The sequence below is a fragment of the Mycobacterium sp. PO1 genome, assembly GCF_017312405.1.
Lineage (GTDB): Bacteria > Actinomycetota > Actinomycetes > Mycobacteriales > Mycobacteriaceae > Mycobacterium.
The window spans coordinates 1-16,739 of record NZ_BLTG01000001.1; the positions used below are offsets into that span (position 1 = coordinate 1).

Genomic DNA, 16,739 nt, shown 5'->3' on the forward strand with positions numbered 1-16,739 from the left:
CGGTTGCAGAGGCCACCCCGCCGGCCGCCGACACCCACCCCCCGGCCGCAGCGTTGGGGTCGGCGGCCGGGGGGTGGGTGTCGGCGGCCGGCGGGGTGGCCTCTGCAACCGGCTGGGCGGCGATCTCGGCGACGGGTCCCGGATCTCCCTTGCCGACCAAGAGGACGGCGGCCGGCGCGCACACCGAGGCCACATACACCGCCGGGTTGCGTCGCTTTTTGACTATCGAGTGACGACCCACGTCTAGCAAGATACGGAAAAAACCCGCAATGTACAGCACCGCGAGGCATTTCTGAATACGACGCGCGGATCGTTACCGGACCGGAATTGGCCGGTTAGCATCGCTCCATCCCAGGGTGGCACAGTGCGTCGTTCACGTCATTTCCCCAGGTCACGCACGCCGTTGGTCAGAGCGCCAGAAGCAGCGCGACAACTATGAGAACGGCCAGGACGGCTGCTGCGGCCGCCAACACCACACCGGTGCGCTGGACCCGCGCGACGGGCGGATCGAGGCTGGCGCGCATCTGCTGCGCGGTGGCGAAACGCCAGCGCGGATCCCGCGCCATCGCACGTTCGATGGTGCTCACCAGAGCCGGGTCGATGTCCGGTCGCAGGGCACTGAGCGGCGGCAGCCGTCCGGCGTTGATGGCGTCGGCCAACGCGGCGAGGTTCTCCTGCGGATAGGCACGCCGGGCGGTGAGCGCCTCGTAGCCGACCACACCGAGGGCGTAGAGGTCGTCACTGGCGGTGGCGGGCCGCCCGGCGATGCGGTCGGCAGGCAGATAGGCCATGGTTCCGAACACCCGGTTCGTCAGCGTCTGCGGGGTGTCGGCGCTCTTGGCCACGCCGAAGTCGGCGATCTTCACAGCCCCGAACGGGGTGAACAGGATGTTGGCCGGCTTGATGTCGCGGTGCAGCACGCCGCTGGCGTGCGCCGCCTGCAACGCCGAGAGGACGTCGCGCAGGATGGCGCGGACGTGGTCGGCAGGGAGCGGCCCGGACTGCGCCAGGACGTCGGCCAGGCTCTGGCCGGGCAGGCGCTCCAGCACGATGTAGTGGCGGCCCTGGTGGACTCCGGTGTCGTGCACTGCGACCACGTGCGGATGGTTCACCACCGCGGCGGCCCGCGCTTCGGTGGCGAACCGGCGCCGGGTGTCGGGCTGGGTGCTCACGCCCGGGTGGAGCAGTTTGACCGCGACCGGGCGGCCGAGCTGGCGGTCCCATGCGTCCCGGACCTCGGCCATGCCGCCGCGGCCGAGCACGCCGCGCAGCTCGTAGCGTCCGCCGAGGACCTCCTGCTGCGCGTGCATGCTTTCCAAGCTAGCCAAACCCCGCGCTCGACAAACCTCACCACACCGCGTCGAGACTGCAGTCAGTGCGGGAAACTGCGAGTACACGGCGCAGCCGGCGCAGCACCGACGCAGGAAGTTCAGGCCGTCGGCGGAGGGCCGGTCAAGCCCACCCCGATGGTGATCTCGGGTTGGGCGGCGGGGTCGAGCCATTCCAGCACCGAGCGCATGTCCTCGCGCCCGATGGCCACGCACCCCCAGGTCGGTTCACCGTCGGACACGTGCAGGAATATGCCCGCCGACCTACCCGGAATGCGCTCCGGGTTGTGGTCGATGAGCACGGCGTAGTCATAGATGCCGCCGGAGTCGTACAGGTTCTCGGCGTCGTCGGAGTCGATCTCGGCAGCGTGCACGTGGGTGTTGTAGGTCGGCGAGTCGACGTCCTCGTCCCACCAGTCCTCGTCGGTGGCCTGGAAATACGGCATCCGCGTGCCCGGGTTGGGTTCGCGACCGAAGGCCTGTCCGAGTGGGAACGTACCCACCGGGGTGCGGAACACATCGTCTTGCGGGGCACCGACACCGAGCTCACCCAGGTCGGCACGGACGGGCCCCAGCACCTCTCGCCAGTGCGCACCGTCGCGCTCATAAGCCGTCAATGTGGCAACCGGCGAGTCGGCGGCCGGAGCGCTGACCACGATCAGCTGACGTGGCGCGCGCGGCTCTGCGCCTGCGCCACCGGCCAGTGCTGTCGCGGCGACGAGAACCGCCATCGCAGAACCGAATCCCGCCCCCCGCGCCCAACGCATCGGCACACTGTAGCGGGGGGTCAGACCTCAGGGCTGTAGAAGTGTGGGTCGTCGCGGTACTCGACGGGCGGCAGGTTCCGGGCCGGCGTCTCCACCAACGGCGCATCCACCGGGAGTCGGCCGTGCGCGCGGTCCCAGGCCGAGCGTTTACGCGGGTGCATGAGCATGCGCTTGGGCAGCACCCGGGTCAGGCGGTAGATCGCGGTACCGAACGCGCGGTGCAGTTGCTCCTGCCGCGGCGACCAGGTGTAGCCCATCAGTTCGCGCACTGCGGGGTCGAACAGGCCGACGGTGGTGAAGTTGAAGAACTGTTGCATCGCGGCGACATTGAGCCGCCACATCCAGTCCGGCATCCATTCCAGCGACGGATGCTTGGGCATCGTCGACAGGTCGAGCACGGCCCGGGCCGCCCAGTTGTTCTCCAACACGTTGTGGCACATGTGGTCCCAGTACTGCTGGAAGTCTTCCCAGGACTTGGGCACGGGCCTCATGCTCATGCCGTACATCCGGTACCACTGCACGTGCTCGTCGAACAGTTGGCGCTTCTGTTCCTCGGTGAGGCCACCGCCCAGCCATTCCGCCGCCAGCAGCGTGGATTTGAAGAAGGTCGCGTGCGCCCAGTAGAAGACCTCGGGGTTTAGCGCGCTGTAGCGCCGGCCCTGATCGTCGACGCCCTTGATGCCGATGTGGTAATCGCGGACCTGCGCGCCCGTGGTGGGCGCCCGGTGACCGTCGAAGACGACGCCGCCGATGGGATACACGGACCGGAACAGGCGCGGCATCCGCTCCAGGAAGAAGATGGAGTGCTGCTGGACCGCGGCGCCCAGCTGGGGATGCATGTTCTGCATCGACCCCGCCCACGGCCCTTGCAGCATGCCGGTCCACTGGCCGAAGTACCGCCACGTCAGCGAGTCCGGACCCAACGGCTGCGGCGGAGCGTCGTAGCCGCCGCTGACCGGGCAGCCGGTCGCCAGGGGCTCGGGGTCATGGGCCGATCCCGTGGTCTCGGGGCCTGCCGCGGACGTATCTTGAGTCACTGGTCGAACTTCCCTCGAGAGGTCGGAGAGACGCGTACGCCTCACGAAATTTTGACTACATACGTTGTCATCGAGGAGCTTAGGAGAGCGGTGCCGTCCGGTCAACGACGCGGCAGGTGGTCGGGCGTCCCGCTGCGGGAGCGCCCCGCTCTTCGCCGCGACGAACTGCTCTCCGCCGGCATCACCCTGCTGGGCAGCCCCGACGGCCCCGGCCTGACCGTTCGCGCGGTGTGCCGCGCCGCCGGACTGACCGAACGCTACTTCTACGAGAGCTTCACCGATCGCGACGAATTCGTCGCCGCGGCCTACGACGAGGTGTGCGCGACAGCCATGTCGACGCTGATGGAGTCCGACAGCCCGCGTAGCGCGGTCGAACGCTTCGTCGCCCTCATGGTGGACGACCCGGTGCGCGGCCGCGTGTTGCTGCTGGCACCCGAAGCCGAGCCGGTCCTCGCGCGCTCCGGCGCGCGGTGGATGCCCAACTTCATCGACCTGCTGCAGCGCAAGCTGACCCGGATCACCGACCCCACCGCGCAGGTCATGGTTGCGACCGGGCTGATCGGGGCACTCACTGCATTGTTCACGGCGTACCTCGACGGCAGGTTGCCCGCGACCCGCGAGCAGTTCATCGACCACTGCGTTGAGCTGTTGCTCAGCGCAGCCGGCCGCTGAAACCCCGCCCGACCTGGGTGCGCGCCACCGCGTGGCGACTTGAATGTCACCGCCGTACACAGATATATTGACTGCAACCATCAGGTACAGATAACTGGGAGGTGTCGTGTCGAAAGACCTGACCGACCTACAGCTTTTGCGCGAACTCGAGCCCGTCGTCGAGCCCCTGGTCGACCGCCACATGCGGATGAAGAAGGACTGGAATCCGCACGACTTCATCCCCTGGTCGGACGGCAAGAACTACTACGCTCTCGGTGGCCAGGATTGGGACATCGAGCAGTCGAAGCTCTCCGAGGTGGCCCGGGTCGCGATGCTGACGAACCTGCTCACCGAGGACAACCTGCCGTCCTATCACCGCGAGATCGCGATGAACTTCAGCATGGACGGGCCGTGGGGTTTCTGGGTCAACCGATGGACCGCCGAGGAGAACCGGCACGGCATCGCGCTGCGTGACTACCTGGTCGTCACCCGCAACGTCGACCCCGTCGAGCTGGAGATGCTGCGCGTCGAGCAGATGACCCGCGGTTTCAGCCCGGGCCAGAACCAGCAGGGCGGACTCGAGTTGTTCGCCGAGAGCCTGTTCGACTCGGTGATCTATGTCACGTTCCAGGAGCTCGCCACCCGCGTGTCGCACCGCAACACCGGTAAGGCGTGCGAGGACCCCATCGCCGATCAGCTGCTGCAGCGCGTCTCGGCCGACGAGAACCTGCACATGATCTTCTACCGCGATGTCTCCGAAGCGGGCTTCGAGATCGCGCCGAACCAGGCGATGAAGTCGCTGCACAAGGTGCTGCGCAACTTCAAGATGCCCGGCTACACCATCCCGGATTTCCGCCGCCGCGCGGTGACGATCGCCTCGGGCGGGGTGTACGACCCGCGCATCCACCTCGACGACATCGTGATGCCGGTGCTCAAGAAGTGGCGCATCTTCGAGCGTGAGGACTTCAACGGCGAGAGCGCCCGGATGCGTGACGACCTCGGGGCGCTGGTCGAGGAACTGCAGGAAGCGGTCGACAAGTTCGAGATCGCCAAGCAGCGTCGCGAGGAGCGGCTCGCTCAGATGGCCGAGAAGAAGGCCGCCAAGGAGCAACTGGTCGGCTCCTCCTCGGGACAGTGACGTCGGCGGCCCCGCCCACCCACGCACCGCTGTCGGCCCGATCCCCCTTGGAGATCGGGCCGATCGCGCTGCGGTCTCCTGTCGTGCTGGCCCCGATGGCCGGCGTGACGAACGTCGCCTTCCGCACCCTGTGCCGCGAACTCGAGTTGAGCCGCGCCGGCACCGTCAGCGGCTTGTACGTCTGCGAGATGGTCACCGCACGCGCGCTCGTCGAGCGGCACCCGGTCACCATGCACATGACAACGTTCGCCCCTGACGAGTCACCGCGGTCGCTCCAGCTCTACAGCGTCGACCCGGCCAACACCTACGCCGCGGCGAAGATGATCGCCGACGAAGGCCTGGCCGATCACATCGACATGAACTTCGGCTGCCCGGTGCCCAAGGTGACCCGGCGCGGCGGGGGCGCCGCGCTGCCCTACAAGCGGCGTCTGTTCGGCGAGATCGTCCGCGCCGCGGTACGCGCCACCGAGGGCACCGACATTCCGGTGACCGTGAAGTTCCGCATCGGCATCGACGACGACCACCACACGCATCTGGATGCCGGCCGCATCGCGGCCGAAGAGGGCGCCGCCGCGGTGGCGCTGCACGCCCGCACCGCGGCTCAGCGCTATTCCGGTTCCGCCGACTGGGACCAGATCGCCGCGTTGAAGGCCCACGTCACGAATGTTCCGGTGCTGGGTAACGGTGATATCTTCGACGCTCGTGACGCGCTGGCCATGATGGCCGCGACAGGTTGCGACGGCGTGGTGATCGGCCGTGGCTGCCTGGGGCGGCCGTGGCTGTTCGCCGAGTTGTCCGCCGCGTTCACCGGGACTGCGCCCGCCGCCCCGCCGAACCTCGGCGAGGTTGCGCAGATCATTCGCAGACACGGCGAGTTGCTCGCTGCGCATTTCGGAGAGGACAAAGGCATGCGGGACATGCGCAAGCACGTCGCGTGGTACATGCACGGGTTCCCCGCAGGGGCGGACCTGCGGCGATCCCTGGCCCTGGTCAAGACCATCTCCGAGCTGGACGCGCTGCTCGACCAACTCGATCCGGAGGTGCCGTTCCCCGACGCGGCGAACGGGCCGCGCGGCCGCCAGGGGTCGCCGGCGTCGGTGTCGTTGCCCGAGGGCTGGCTCGACGATCCCGACGACTGCGCCGTGCCTGCCGGCGCCGAGGTGATGCACTCGGGGGGCTGACCCGTCGCAGCTCCGAGACGCTATCGAGACACTTCTGACGCCGGGCTTCGGCTGGCCCTCTCTCAGCATGTCTCAGTACGATGGACCTTTGATGTGCCTCGTCTCGGCGGCGGGGCTGTGACCAGTGCTTAACGACAGTAGGCAGGCAAGCGGCACCACGCGTGTCCGGTGCGCAACGGCGCGCACTCTTGCAGTCAGACGCCCACGGGAGCTGGAAGGCCGGTAGGAACATGAGTGACGGTGATCACGCCACTCCCGGCCGTCCGCCCTCCGGAGACGACCGGGCAGGCACCACGCCCGACGGTCACTGGACTACCGCACGCGGGTCGTCGACGCCAGACGACACGCCGCCGAACCGCCGAAACGATCCGTCCGCGAGCCCGGAGAAGTCCGCCCCACTGACCGTCGCCGAGCTGATCGCCAAGATCACCGGAGAGACAGCGTCCACCAATCCCCCGTTACAGCCCCGCACACGTCACCGCGCAGCCGCCGAGCCCGATCCAGAACCCGAGCCCGAGCCAGAACCCGAGCCCGAGCCGTACCCGCTGCAGGACGAGCTCGACACCATGGTGCTGCCGGTCGCGGCGGCACCGTATGTCGACCTGCCCGACCTCACGGAACTGCGGGACCCGACCGCACCGTCCGCCCCGTCCACCGCCGCGCCTGCACGGCGGCGTCACCCGCGCGCCGCGTTGGTGGGGCGGGCCGCCGCGGCACTGATCGCCGTACTCGCGCTGGCCCTCACCGGCGGGGCCTGGCAATGGCAGTCGTCCAAGAACAATTTGCTCAACCGCGTTTCGGCGCTGGACCCCGAATCCCGCGACATCGTCGACCCCAATGCCCAGTTCGGCGACGAGAACTTCCTGATCGTCGGCACCGACACCCGACTCGGGGAGAACGCCGACATGGGTGCGGGAACCATCGACGACGCCGCCGGCGCCCGGTCGGACACCGTCATGCTGGTGAACATCCCGGCCAACCGCGAGCGGGTGGTCGCCGTGTCGTTCCCCCGCGACCTCGAGATCGAACCGATGCTGTGCGAGCCGTGGGACCCGCAGACCCGGGAGTACGGCCCGATCATGGACGAAGAGTCGCCCATGTACGGCAAGGACGAGGTCTACACCGAGTACAAGCTCAATTCGGCGTTCGCCGTCGGCGGTCCGAAATGCTTGGTGAAGGTGATCCAGAAACTCTCCGGCCTGCACGTGAACCGCTTCATGGCTGTCGACTTCGCCGGCTTCTCCAAGATGGTGGACGCGCTGGGCGGCATCGAGGTGTGCACCACCCAGCCGCTCGAGGACGGCATTCTGGGAACCGTGCTGGCCAACCCGGGCCGCCAGGTCGTCGACGGCCACACTGCCCTCAACTATGTCCGGGCGCGGCACGTGACCACCGAGGTCAACGGCGACTACGGCCGCATCAAACGCCAGCAGCTGTTCCTGTCCTCGCTGCTGCGTTCGCTGATCTCCAGCGACACCTTCTTTTCGTTGTCGAAACTCAACAACGTGGTGAACATGTTCATCCACGACAGCTACGTCGACAACATGGACACCAAGGACCTCGTCGAACTCGGCCAGTCGATCCAGGGCGTCTCCGCGGGCCGTATCACGTTCGTGACGGTCCCCACGGTCGGCTATGCCGACGAGTGGGGCAACGAAGTTCCCCGTACCGACGACATGCGGGCGCTGTTCTCGGCGATCATCAACGACGACCCTCTCCCCGAAGAACGCAACGCGGACAACACCCCCGTCGAAGGCCCCGACTACCTGGCGAACTCGACCAACGGCGACCCCGCCACCGAGCACGGCGAGACGGTCGACGCCATCACCACCGACCCGTCCGCCGTCACCGTGCAGGTGTCGAACTCCACCTCCGAGAGCGGTCTGGCCAACAGCGCCGCCGACGAGCTCCAGAGCCACGGCTTCAACATCACCACACCCGACGACTACCCGGGCCCGCTGACGCGGACCACGGTGTTCTACTCCCCCGGCAACGAGAAAGCTGCTGCGACAGTGGCCTCGTCGTTTGCTGAACCCACCATCGAACGCGTGACCGGCATGGGAGACGTCGTGCAGGTGGTGTTGGGCAGTGACTTCAACGCGGTAGACGCACCCGCGCCGAGCGGCTCCTCCGTCCAGCTGCGGATCATCCACGGCGACGACGACACCCCCGTCTCGCTGCCCGAGGATCTGACGGTCACCAACGCCGCCGACACCAGCTGCGAGTAGAACCCACCGGGGTATTCGCGACTAACTCGTAGCGACATCTGGGCAGGTGGCATTCACCTTTCGTTCACCGACCTAATCGTGACGACCAGCACGATCAGCCCGTAGGCTTGGGTCATGCGTACCGCCTACCATGAGCAGTTGGATGCCCTGACCAACAGGCTGGCCGAGATGTGCGGACTTGCAGGGGTTGCCATGGAGCGCGCCACGCAGGCCCTCCTGCAGGCCGATCTGCCCCTGGCCGAACAGGTCATCACCGACCACGACCAGATCGCGACGCTGAGCGCACGCGCCGAGGAGGACGCCTTCGTGCTCCTGGCGCTTCAGGCTCCGGTCGCCGGCGATCTCCGCGCGGTGGTCAGCTCGATCCAGATCGTCGCCGATGTCGACCGGATGGGTGCGCTTGCGCTGCACGTTGCCAAGATCGCGCGGCGGCGTCACCCTCAGCCCGCGTTGCCTGAAGAGGTCAACGGCTATTTCGCCGAAATGGGGCGTGTTGCGGTGGACCTGGGCCACAGCGCCCAGGAGGTGCTGTTGACCAAGGACCCGGAGAAAGCAGCCCGGATCCGCGAGGACGACGACGCGATGGACGACCTGCATCGACACCTCTTCACCGTGCTGATGGACCGCGACTGGAAGCACGGCGTCGCCGCGGCGGTGGACGTGACTCTGCTGGGCCGGTTCTACGAGCGCTTCGCCGACCACGCCGTCGAGGTGGCCCGCCGGGTGATCTTCCAGGTCACCGGCCACAACCCCGACGAGGAGCAACTTCCGGCAGCCCGCTGAAACCAGCCTGGAAAACACAAACCCCCGGGGAGCACCCCGGGGGTTTGTCGTTGCTCTGTTCGGCTCCGCCGCTACATCTACTCTTCGGCTCAGCCGCTACATCTACTCTTCGGCTCAGCCGCTACATCTACTCTTCGGCTCAGCCGAAGCGGCCCGAGATGTAGTCCTCGGTGGCCTTCTGCGACGGATTGGAGAAGATCTTCTCGGTGTCGTCGATCTCGATGAGCTTGCCCGGCTTGCCGGTGGCCTCGAGGTTGAAAAACGCCGTCTGATCGCTGACCCGAGCAGCCTGCTGCATGTTGTGCGTGACGATGACGATCGTGAAGTCCTGCTTGAGTTCCGAGATCAGGTCTTCGATCGCCAGGGTCGAGATCGGGTCCAGCGCGGAGCACGGCTCGTCCATGAGCAGCACGTCGGGCTGCACCGCGATGGCACGGGCGATGCACAGGCGCTGCTGCTGACCGCCGGACAGACCGCCGCCGGGCTTGTCCAGACGGTCCTTGACCTCGTTCCAGAGGTTGGCGCCCTTGAGTGACCGCTCGGCCGTCTCGTCGAGGGTCTTCTTGTTCCGAACCCCCTGCAACTTCAGGCCCGCCACGACGTTGTCGCGAATCGACATGGTGGGGAACGGGTTCGGCCGCTGAAACACCATGCCGATGGTCTTGCGCACACCGACCGGGTCGACACCGGCGCCGTAGATGTCGTCACCGTCGAGCAGCACCGAACCGGTGACATACGCCCCGGGGATGACCTCGTGCATGCGGTTGAGGGTGCGCAGCACCGTCGACTTGCCGCAGCCCGACGGACCGATGAACGCGGTCACACTGCGCGGCGGTACCGACATCGACACGTCGGCCACGGCGTGGAACGCGCCGTAGTAGATGTTGACGTCCTTGAGGTCCAGACGTTTTGCCATGGTGTCAGACTTCGCTTTCTCTAGACCTTCTTGGGGGCAAAGAATTTGGCGATGAACCGGGCGCCGACGTTCAGCAGCGCGATCAGCAGGACCAGGGTGAGGGCAGCGCCCCACAGGCGGTCCGTGGGCACCGGGTTGGCACCCGCGCCGGCCGACACCTGGTCGAACATCATGCCGGGTAGCGAGCCCTGGAAGCCGCCGAACATGTCGAAGTTGATGGACGTTGAGTAGCCCACCAGGATCAGCAGCGGCGCCGTCTCACCCATGACCCGCGCCAGCGACAGCAGGATGCCGGTGACGATGCCCGACAACGCGGTGGGGATCACGATCGCCGAAATCGTCTTCCACTTCGGCACGCCCAGTGCGTAGCTGGCCTCGCGCAGATCCATCGGCACGATCCGCAGCATCTCCTCGGTGGAGCGGACGATCACCGGAATCATCAGCAGCACCAACGCCAGTGACACCGCGAAGCCGGAGCGCTCGAAGCCCAGGGTGGCCACCCACAACGCGTAGATGAACAGTGCCGCGACGATCGAGGGCACACCGGTGAGGATGTCGACCATGAAGGTCGTCACCTTGCCCAGTCGGGTACCGCCGCCGTACTCGACGAGGAAGATACCGACGAACACGCCGATCGGGATCGAGATGACCGCACACACTGCGGCCTGCAGCAGCGAACCGACGATGGCGTGATAGGCACCGCCGCCGGGGGCGAACGCCGTCATACCCGACTGCGAGTTCAGCCACCAGGTGCTCGACAACACGATGCCGATGCCCTTGGCCACCACCGTATACAGCACCCAGGCCAACGGGACGAGGGCGACCACGACCGACGTCGTCACCAGCACGGTGGCCAGATTGTTGGAGAACTTCCGCCGGGCGCTGACACCCTGGAATGTGGGCGCCTTGACGGGCTGATCCAGTGTCGACGTCATGACGCGGACCTGTCCTTTCCGGCGACCGCGGCGCGGGCCAGCGAGTTCACCACGAACGTCAGGATGAACAGCACCAGACCGGCTGCGATGTAGGCGCCCGCCTTGTACTGGTCGTTGAATTCCGATGCGGCAGAGGCGATCAGGCTGGCGAAGGTGTAGCCGGCATCGAACAGCGACCAGCCGAACGCCTCCTGGGTGCCGCGCAGGATGATCAGCAGCGCGATGGTCTCGCCGAGCGCGCGGCCGAGACCGAGCATCGCGCCGCTGATGTATCCCGACATGCCGAACGGCAGCACGGTAGTCCGCACCACCTCCCAGCGCGTCGCGCCGAGCGCCAGCGCTGCCTCGATCTGACCGCGCGGGGTCTGCACGAACACTTCCCGCGTCACGGCGGTGATGATCGGCAGGATCATCACCGCCAGCACGATGCCGGCGGTGAAGATGGTGCCGCCACCGGCCACCGAGGCGTTGCCGGTGGCGAACAGGAAGAACCAACCGCCGAGATTCTCGTTGAGCCACACCGCAACCGGCTTGAGCACCGGGGCGAGCACATACAGACCCCAGACGCCGTAGATGATCGAGGGCACCGCCGCCAGCAGGTCCACCATGTAGGCCAGCGGACCCTTGACCCGGTTGGGTGCGTAATTGGTGAGGTAGATCGCGATGCCCAGGGCCACCGGCATCGCGAGGACCAAGGCGAACACCGAGACGAACACGGTGACCTGGAGCAGGTCGAGGATGCCGAACTGCATCGCCGACGTGTCCGTGGTGACCCAGTTACCGCCGTAGAGGAAGAAGTTCTCCTCGTTGCGGGCCAGTGCCGGGACCGCGCGCCACACCAGGAAGAACCCGATCGCGGCGATGAGCGCCACGATGAGGATGCCGGATCCCTCCGCCAATCCGCGGAAGATCCGGTCGCCGGGGCGGACCTTGGCGTGGCCACTGGGGTTGGTGGAAATGGGGTCCGGTTCGCCGAACGGCTCAGCCATCGCCGCCCCGGACCCCGCCTCCATCGGATTCGGTGTTGTCACGGATGTCGTTCCATCAGAAACCTTGTCGGTCATTCATCAACCTTGTGGGTCATTGTGTCAACACCATCCTCGCCGTTGCTCGGCTTCCGCGCTACAGAACTATGCAGACGAGCCGATGCCGTCGATCGCTTCCTGCAGGCGCTCGGTGAACCGCTCCGGCAGCGGCACGTAACCGGCCTCGGGCAGACCGGCCTGACCCTGGTGCGAAGCGACCGTCAGGAACGACTTGACCGCCTCGGCGGTCTCGGCGGGATAACCGTTGGAGCAGACCAGCGAGTAGGTGGCCAGCACCAGCGGGTACGCACCCTCTTCGGTGGTGCCGTACAACGCCTGCAGGTCGAGCACCAGGTTGTTGCCCTCACCGGCGAAGGTTGCCGCATCGATGGCCTTGCCGGCCGACTCGTTGTTCAGCTCGACCGCGCCGCTGCCGTTGTCGATCTGGGCTGCGGGCAGACCGGCCTGGTCGGCGAAGCCCTTCTCGACGTACCCGATGGAGCCCGGGGTGGCCTGCACGGCCTGCACGACGCCGGACGACTTCTGCGCGCCCTCACCGGCGCCGCCCTGGAACTCGCTGCCCGATCCCTTGGTCCAGGCTTCCGGTGCCGCCGCCTCGAGGTAGAGCTGGAAGTTGTCGGTGGTGCCCGACGAATCCGAGCGGTAGATCGGCGTGATGCCCTGGTCGGGCAGCGTCTTGCCCTCGTTCAGTGCGGCGATGGCCGGGTCGTTCCAGTTGGTGATCCCGCCCTGGAAGATCTGGGCGATCACGTCGGCGTTGAGCACCAGGCCCTCGACGCCTTCGACGTTGTAGGCCATCGCGACGGGCCCGAAGACCAGCGGCAGGTTCCAGACCTCGTTGCCGTTGCAACGCTGCGTGGCCTGCTGGGCCTGCTCGTCCTTGATCGGGGAGTCCGAGCCACCGATGTCGACGTTGCCGGCGACGAACTGCTCGCGACCGGCACCCGAACCGGTCGGGTTGTACGAGATGTTCTTGCCCTGGCAGACCTGGCCCCAGGTCTGGGCGAACACCGCCATGGCGTTCTGCTGGGCCGACGAGCCTTCAGCGGTCAGGGTGTCCTTGCCGCCGCACTCCTCGGCCGAACCCGCAGCCGCGGTCCCGGTATCGCCGCCGGTGTTCCCGGATGTGCCGGTGTTGTTGTCGCTACCGCACCCCGCGAGGGCCAGCGCGGCGATCGCAGCCGCCGAGACCGTCGTGCCGAACGTCTTGCCGATGCTGTTGAGCTTCACTTATCCCACTTTCGGTTGGCTCCAAACTCACGGGCAACGTATGCGCCCGTGGTGGACGGTTCGGGGATGCCAAGTGAACGCAAGGTGAACAGGTTTACCGACCTCACAGGTGAGCGGTCGGACCCGCGGCGTACGCGGCATCGGTGTTGGACACCTCGAAACCCAGCCGTCGATACGTCTTCACCGCGGCGGTGTTGTCGGCCTCCACATACAACATGACCGACGCGTCGTGCGGTCCGCCTGCAAGTTGGTCAGCGAGGTGATGCAGGCCGATCAGCGTCAGCACGTTGCCCAGACCCCGGCCCTGCGCCGCGGGGTCGACACCGACCACATAGACCTCACCCAACGACTCGGAATGCACCTTCGTCCAGTGGAATCCGAGTAGGGCGCCGTCGGCGTCGTCGTAGGCCAGAAAGAGCCCGGCCGGGTCGAACCACGCTTCTCCCCGACGCTCGGCGAGGTCGCTCTCGCTCCAGCCACCCTGCTCCGGATGCCAGGCAAAGGCTGCGTTGTTGACCCGCAACAGCTCGGCGTCGTCATCGGGACCGGAATAGGTGCTCACCCGCACCCCGGGGACAGCTGGCACGGCCGGCAGATCGTTCAGCGGGCGGCGCATCTGCAGCAGCTCGCGCGCCACCTCGAGTCCGAGCGCCGCGGCGGTGGCCCGCGCCGGCTCGAGGTTGCCGTGGGCCCACACCCGCGTGCCGGGCCCACCGGCGGGCAGCGCGGTGCGCAGCATCGTCGTCCCGACGCCGCGCCGCCGCGCCGCCGGGTGCACGACCAGCTCCGCCATCGCCGGGCCGGCGTCGTCGGCGGGCGCGAGGTTGAGGTAAGCGGCCACCCGGTCACCGTCGGTGGCGAGCAGGTGCCGAGTTCGCTCGTGCGCGAGTTCGCGCAGGACCTGGTCACCGACCGGGGCCACTCCGTCCGCTGTCTCGGCCGCGGCGATCAGATCGCGAACGGACCGCTGGTCGGCGGCGGACAACCGTTCTCTCCAGCCGACCCGGGATGGCGCGGGATTCACTGACTACGCAACGCGTTGTCCAAGGCTTCGGGCACCCCGCCGTGGTCGAATCCGTCGATGCTGTCGGCACCGTCGTAGTCGTCGTCGGCCTCGGGATCGAGGTCGTCGTCGAGGTCCGATCCGGCGGCCGACGGGCGCCCCCGCGCGGGCCGGACCGCCTTGTAGCCGACGTTGCGGACGGTGCCGATCAGCGACTCGTATTCGGGGCCCAGCTTCGCGCGCAGCCGACGCACATGGACGTCGACGGTGCGGGTGCCGCCGAAGAAGTCGTAACCCCACACCTCCTGAAGCAGCTGTGCGCGCGTGAACACGCGGCCGGCGTGCTGAGCGAGGTATTTCAGGAGCTCGAACTCCTTGTAGGTCAGGTCCAGCGGACGACCGCGAAGCCTGGCGGTGTAGGTGCCCTCGTCGATGACCAGTTCACCCAGGCTGATCTTGCCGACGTTCTCCTGGCTGGCCATGCCGCCGCGGCGGCCCACCAGCAGCCGCAAGCGGGCGTCGATCTCGGCCGGGCCGGTCCCGGGAAGCAGGATCTCGTCGAGGCCCCATTCCACGTTGACGGCCACCAGGCCGCCTTCGTTGACCACCGCGACGACGGGCACCGACGTTCCGGTGGTGCCCAGCAGACGGCACAGACCGCGCGCAGCGGCCAGGTCGGTACGCGCGTCGACGATGGCCACGTCCGCGGTGCCGGCTTCCAGCAGCGACGACACCTCGGTCGGCGCGGTCCGCACGTTGTGGGCAAGCAGTGACAGTGAGGGCAGAACCGATTCGGGATGCGGGTCCACCGTCAGTAGGAGTAGGTCCAACTGGCCCTCCAACAGTCGTGGAGATCTCTCGCCGGGATCTCGCCGAGACGACCATGTCGCGGTGACTTCCCAGATTCATGCCTGACACACGGCCGTTACCCGGCCGATAGCTCTCTGAGGATAGCGCGCCACCTGCCGGTAAGCCGAGCCGAACCTGACTTGCGCATCCGGTGGGCGACAATGTCGGGGTGCGCAAGCTCGTGATCGGCATCTCCGCGGTCCTGGCCGCTGTCGTGGTCGGCGCCGTCGGCACGGACTTCGGAGCGGCGATCTATGCCGAATACCGCCTGGCCAGGAGCGTGCGCAGCGCGGCGGATCTGAACTCCGACCCGTCGGTGGCGATCCTGGGCTTTCCGTTCATCCCGCAGGCCATGGCCGAGCACTACGACGAGGTCGAGATCAAGGCCAGTGGTGTTGATCACCCCGTGGTGGGCAAAGCGTCACTGGAAGCCACGCTGCACTCGGTGGAGCTCGGCGATTCCTGGCTGGTGCCGCCCGACGCGACGCTGTCGGTCGAGAAACTGGAGAGCCGGATCATCATCGACTCGACACACCTGGGCCGGTTCATGGGTATCACCGACCTGCTGGTCGAAGCCCCGACCGACGAGGACGCCGCGAAAGTCACCGAATCCGGCATCTCCGCCCCGCGCGGGCTGGTGTTCACCGGAACCCCCGACGAGGCCGGCTTCGCCGACAGGGTGAGCGTCTCGGTGGACCTGTCGATGGCCGGGCCGGACCAGTCCACGCTGGTGTTCACGGCCACGGATGTGCTGACCGGCCCCGGCACCGCCGACCAGGACGTCCCGGAGGATCAGCTGCCCGCGGTGCTGGCCGCGTTCTCGGCCGGCCTGCCCGAGCAACAGCTGCCGTTCGGTGTCGCCCCGACCCACCAGGGCGCCCGGGGGTCCGACGTGATCATCGAGGGCATCACGGACGACAGGACCATCGACCTCGGCGAGTTCCGGTCGTCATGAGCTTCTCGTGGATCTTCGTCGTGGCGATTGTGATCGCCGTCGTCGGCATCGGGTTCGTCGTCAGTCAGCTGCTGCGTCTGCGCGCCGGGCTGAGCCGCGACGTTCCCGAAGCCACCGTCGTCGACCCGGCCGCTTTCGGGTTGTCACGCTCGGGGCCCACGATCGTGCATTTCACGGCTGAATGGTGTGGGCCCTGCGTCGCGTTGCGCCGCGTGGTCGAGGAGGTGTGCGCCGAGCTGCCGTCGGTCGCGCATGTCGAGATCGACATGGATGCCGATCCTGAGGCTGCGCGCCAACTTTCGGTGCTGTCGCTGCCGACGACGTTCGTCTTCGACAGCGAGGGCCGGCAACACTACCGCGCGTCCGGCGTGGCGACGGCAGCTGAGCTGCGGGGTGCAGTGGAGCCACTGTTGGCTTGATCACCCGGTCATTGGGTACGCTGACTGCCGTGTCAGCCCGCCTCGAGCTCGTGCTCACGAAGCGCCGCGCAGTGGATCTGTGCCGCGTTGCGGGTTGTTTCTGTTGTTGTCGCAGCTGCTGAGTAGCCGCGCGCCTTCTTCTGCGTAGCGCTCTGCGAGCGGCCACGGCGATCTGCCGCGCCCAGCGATCTGACAACCCAACAGGAGCACAACCATGTGGCATATGCCGAACCCGATCATCAGCGCCGCTGTTGCGGTGACTGCTGGGCGCTC

At 67.3% G+C, this 16,739-nt stretch carries 17 protein-coding genes and 1 pseudogene; 8 read left to right on the plus strand and 10 right to left on the minus strand.

Features of this window, described 5'->3' with window-relative positions; translation table 11 throughout:
• The 4 genes and pseudogenes from J3476_RS00005 to J3476_RS00020 form a co-directional block, all read right to left on the minus strand.
• Positions 1-241: pseudogene (locus tag J3476_RS00005) on the minus strand (hypothetical protein); the annotation flags it as partial.
• Positions 242-407: 166 nt separating this feature from the next.
• Positions 408-1,310: a serine/threonine-protein kinase gene (locus tag J3476_RS00010; protein ID WP_207064590.1), complete on the minus strand. Its 903-nt coding sequence runs from the start codon at positions 1,308-1,310 to the stop codon at positions 408-410.
• Between the two features lie 119 nt (positions 1,311-1,429).
• Positions 1,430-2,095, minus strand: coding sequence for a L,D-transpeptidase (locus J3476_RS00015; RefSeq protein WP_207064591.1), 666 nt, complete (start codon positions 2,093-2,095; stop codon positions 1,430-1,432).
• Positions 2,096-2,115: 20 nt separating this feature from the next.
• Entirely contained in the window at positions 2,116-3,132 is a 1,017-nt protein-coding gene (locus J3476_RS00020) for an oxygenase MpaB family protein (RefSeq protein ID WP_207064592.1), read from the minus strand.
• 90 nt (positions 3,133-3,222) lie between these two features.
• Between J3476_RS00020 and J3476_RS00025 the strand changes: the two genes are divergently transcribed.
• The 5 genes from J3476_RS00025 (at position 3,223) to phoU (ending at position 9,113) form a co-directional block, all read left to right on the plus strand.
• Positions 3,223-3,804, plus strand: a complete 582-nt coding sequence (locus J3476_RS00025; RefSeq protein WP_207064593.1) for a TetR/AcrR family transcriptional regulator — start codon at positions 3,223-3,225, stop codon at positions 3,802-3,804.
• A 106-nt stretch (positions 3,805-3,910) separates the two neighbouring features.
• Positions 3,911-4,921 carry an acyl-ACP desaturase gene (locus tag J3476_RS00030; RefSeq protein ID WP_207064594.1) on the plus strand — a complete coding sequence of 337 codons (1,011 nt, stop codon included), beginning with the start codon at positions 3,911-3,913 and terminating at the stop codon, positions 4,919-4,921.
• Between the two features lie 47 nt (positions 4,922-4,968).
• Positions 4,969-6,102, plus strand: coding sequence for a tRNA dihydrouridine synthase DusB (dusB, locus tag J3476_RS00035; RefSeq protein WP_207064677.1), 1,134 nt, complete (start codon positions 4,969-4,971; stop codon positions 6,100-6,102).
• A gap of 230 nt (positions 6,103-6,332) precedes the next feature.
• A complete protein-coding gene (locus J3476_RS00040) occupies positions 6,333-8,330 on the plus strand; it encodes an LCP family protein (protein ID WP_207064595.1) in 1,998 nt (665 codons plus the stop codon).
• 114 nt (positions 8,331-8,444) lie between these two features.
• Positions 8,445-9,113: a phosphate signaling complex protein PhoU gene (gene phoU, locus J3476_RS00045; protein WP_152518715.1), complete on the plus strand. Its 669-nt coding sequence runs from the start codon at positions 8,445-8,447 to the stop codon at positions 9,111-9,113.
• Positions 9,114-9,252: 139 nt separating this feature from the next.
• On the opposite strand, the gene pstB is transcribed toward phoU, so the two are convergent.
• The 6 genes from pstB to J3476_RS00075 all read right to left on the minus strand — a co-directional run bounded on the left by pstB (position 9,253) and on the right by J3476_RS00075 (position 15,085).
• Complete coding sequence (pstB, locus tag J3476_RS00050) at positions 9,253-10,029, minus strand: phosphate ABC transporter ATP-binding protein PstB (protein ID WP_207064596.1); 777 nt, start codon at positions 10,027-10,029, stop codon at positions 9,253-9,255.
• A gap of 20 nt (positions 10,030-10,049) precedes the next feature.
• Entirely contained in the window at positions 10,050-10,964 is a 915-nt protein-coding gene (gene pstA / locus J3476_RS00055; protein ID WP_207064597.1) for a phosphate ABC transporter permease PstA, read from the minus strand.
• Positions 10,961-12,028, minus strand: coding sequence for a phosphate ABC transporter permease subunit PstC (pstC, locus tag J3476_RS00060; RefSeq protein ID WP_207064598.1), 1,068 nt, complete (start codon positions 12,026-12,028; stop codon positions 10,961-10,963). Before pstC ends, pstA begins: the two co-directional genes overlap by 4 nt.
• Before the next feature lie 66 nt (positions 12,029-12,094).
• A complete protein-coding gene (pstS, locus tag J3476_RS00065) occupies positions 12,095-13,240 on the minus strand; it encodes a phosphate ABC transporter substrate-binding protein PstS (RefSeq protein WP_207064599.1) in 1,146 nt (381 codons plus the stop codon).
• A 103-nt stretch (positions 13,241-13,343) separates the two neighbouring features.
• Positions 13,344-14,264, minus strand: coding sequence for a mycothiol synthase (mshD, locus tag J3476_RS00070; RefSeq protein WP_207064600.1), 921 nt, complete (start codon positions 14,262-14,264; stop codon positions 13,344-13,346).
• Entirely contained in the window at positions 14,261-15,085 is an 825-nt protein-coding gene (locus tag J3476_RS00075; RefSeq protein ID WP_373889003.1) for a winged-helix domain-containing protein, read from the minus strand. The genes mshD and J3476_RS00075 overlap by 4 nt, the downstream gene beginning before the upstream one ends.
• A gap of 176 nt (positions 15,086-15,261) precedes the next feature.
• On the opposite strand from J3476_RS00075, the gene lmeA reads away from it, so the two are divergent.
• Genes lmeA through J3476_RS28160 form a run of 3 tightly spaced genes read left to right on the plus strand, consistent with a single transcriptional unit; the run spans position 15,262 to position 16,588 of the window.
• On the plus strand, positions 15,262-16,047 hold the full coding sequence (gene lmeA, locus J3476_RS00080) for a mannan chain length control protein LmeA (RefSeq protein WP_207064602.1): 786 nt from the start codon (positions 15,262-15,264) through the stop codon (positions 16,045-16,047).
• Positions 16,044-16,466 carry a thioredoxin family protein gene (locus tag J3476_RS00085; RefSeq protein ID WP_207064603.1) on the plus strand — a complete coding sequence of 141 codons (423 nt, stop codon included), beginning with the start codon at positions 16,044-16,046 and terminating at the stop codon, positions 16,464-16,466. The genes lmeA and J3476_RS00085 overlap by 4 nt, the downstream gene beginning before the upstream one ends.
• Before the next feature lie 50 nt (positions 16,467-16,516).
• Complete coding sequence (locus tag J3476_RS28160) at positions 16,517-16,588, plus strand: Ms5788A family Cys-rich leader peptide (protein ID WP_373889004.1); 72 nt, start codon at positions 16,517-16,519, stop codon at positions 16,586-16,588.
• Positions 16,589-16,739 lie beyond the last annotated feature (151 nt).

Bases quoted from the DNA above. Each gene is read 5' to 3' on its own strand.
- J3476_RS00010 (WP_207064590.1), bottom strand. From the start codon at position 1,310: ATGCACGCGCAGCAGGAGGTCCTCGGCGGACGCTACGAGCTGCGCGGC.
- J3476_RS00015 (WP_207064591.1), bottom strand. From the start codon at position 2,095: ATGCGTTGGGCGCGGGGGGCGGGATTCGGTTCTGCGATGGCGGTTCTC.
- J3476_RS00040 (WP_207064595.1), top strand. From the start codon at position 6,333: ATGAGTGACGGTGATCACGCCACTCCCGGCCGTCCGCCCTCCGGAGAC.
- phoU (WP_152518715.1), top strand. From the start codon at position 8,445: ATGCGTACCGCCTACCATGAGCAGTTGGATGCCCTGACCAACAGGCTG.
- pstB (WP_207064596.1), bottom strand. From the start codon at position 10,029: ATGGCAAAACGTCTGGACCTCAAGGACGTCAACATCTACTACGGCGCG.
- pstA (WP_207064597.1), bottom strand. From the start codon at position 10,964: ATGACGTCGACACTGGATCAGCCCGTCAAGGCGCCCACATTCCAGGGT.
- pstC (WP_207064598.1), bottom strand. From the start codon at position 12,028: ATGACCGACAAGGTTTCTGATGGAACGACATCCGTGACAACACCGAAT.
- J3476_RS00085 (WP_207064603.1), top strand. From the start codon at position 16,044: ATGAGCTTCTCGTGGATCTTCGTCGTGGCGATTGTGATCGCCGTCGTC.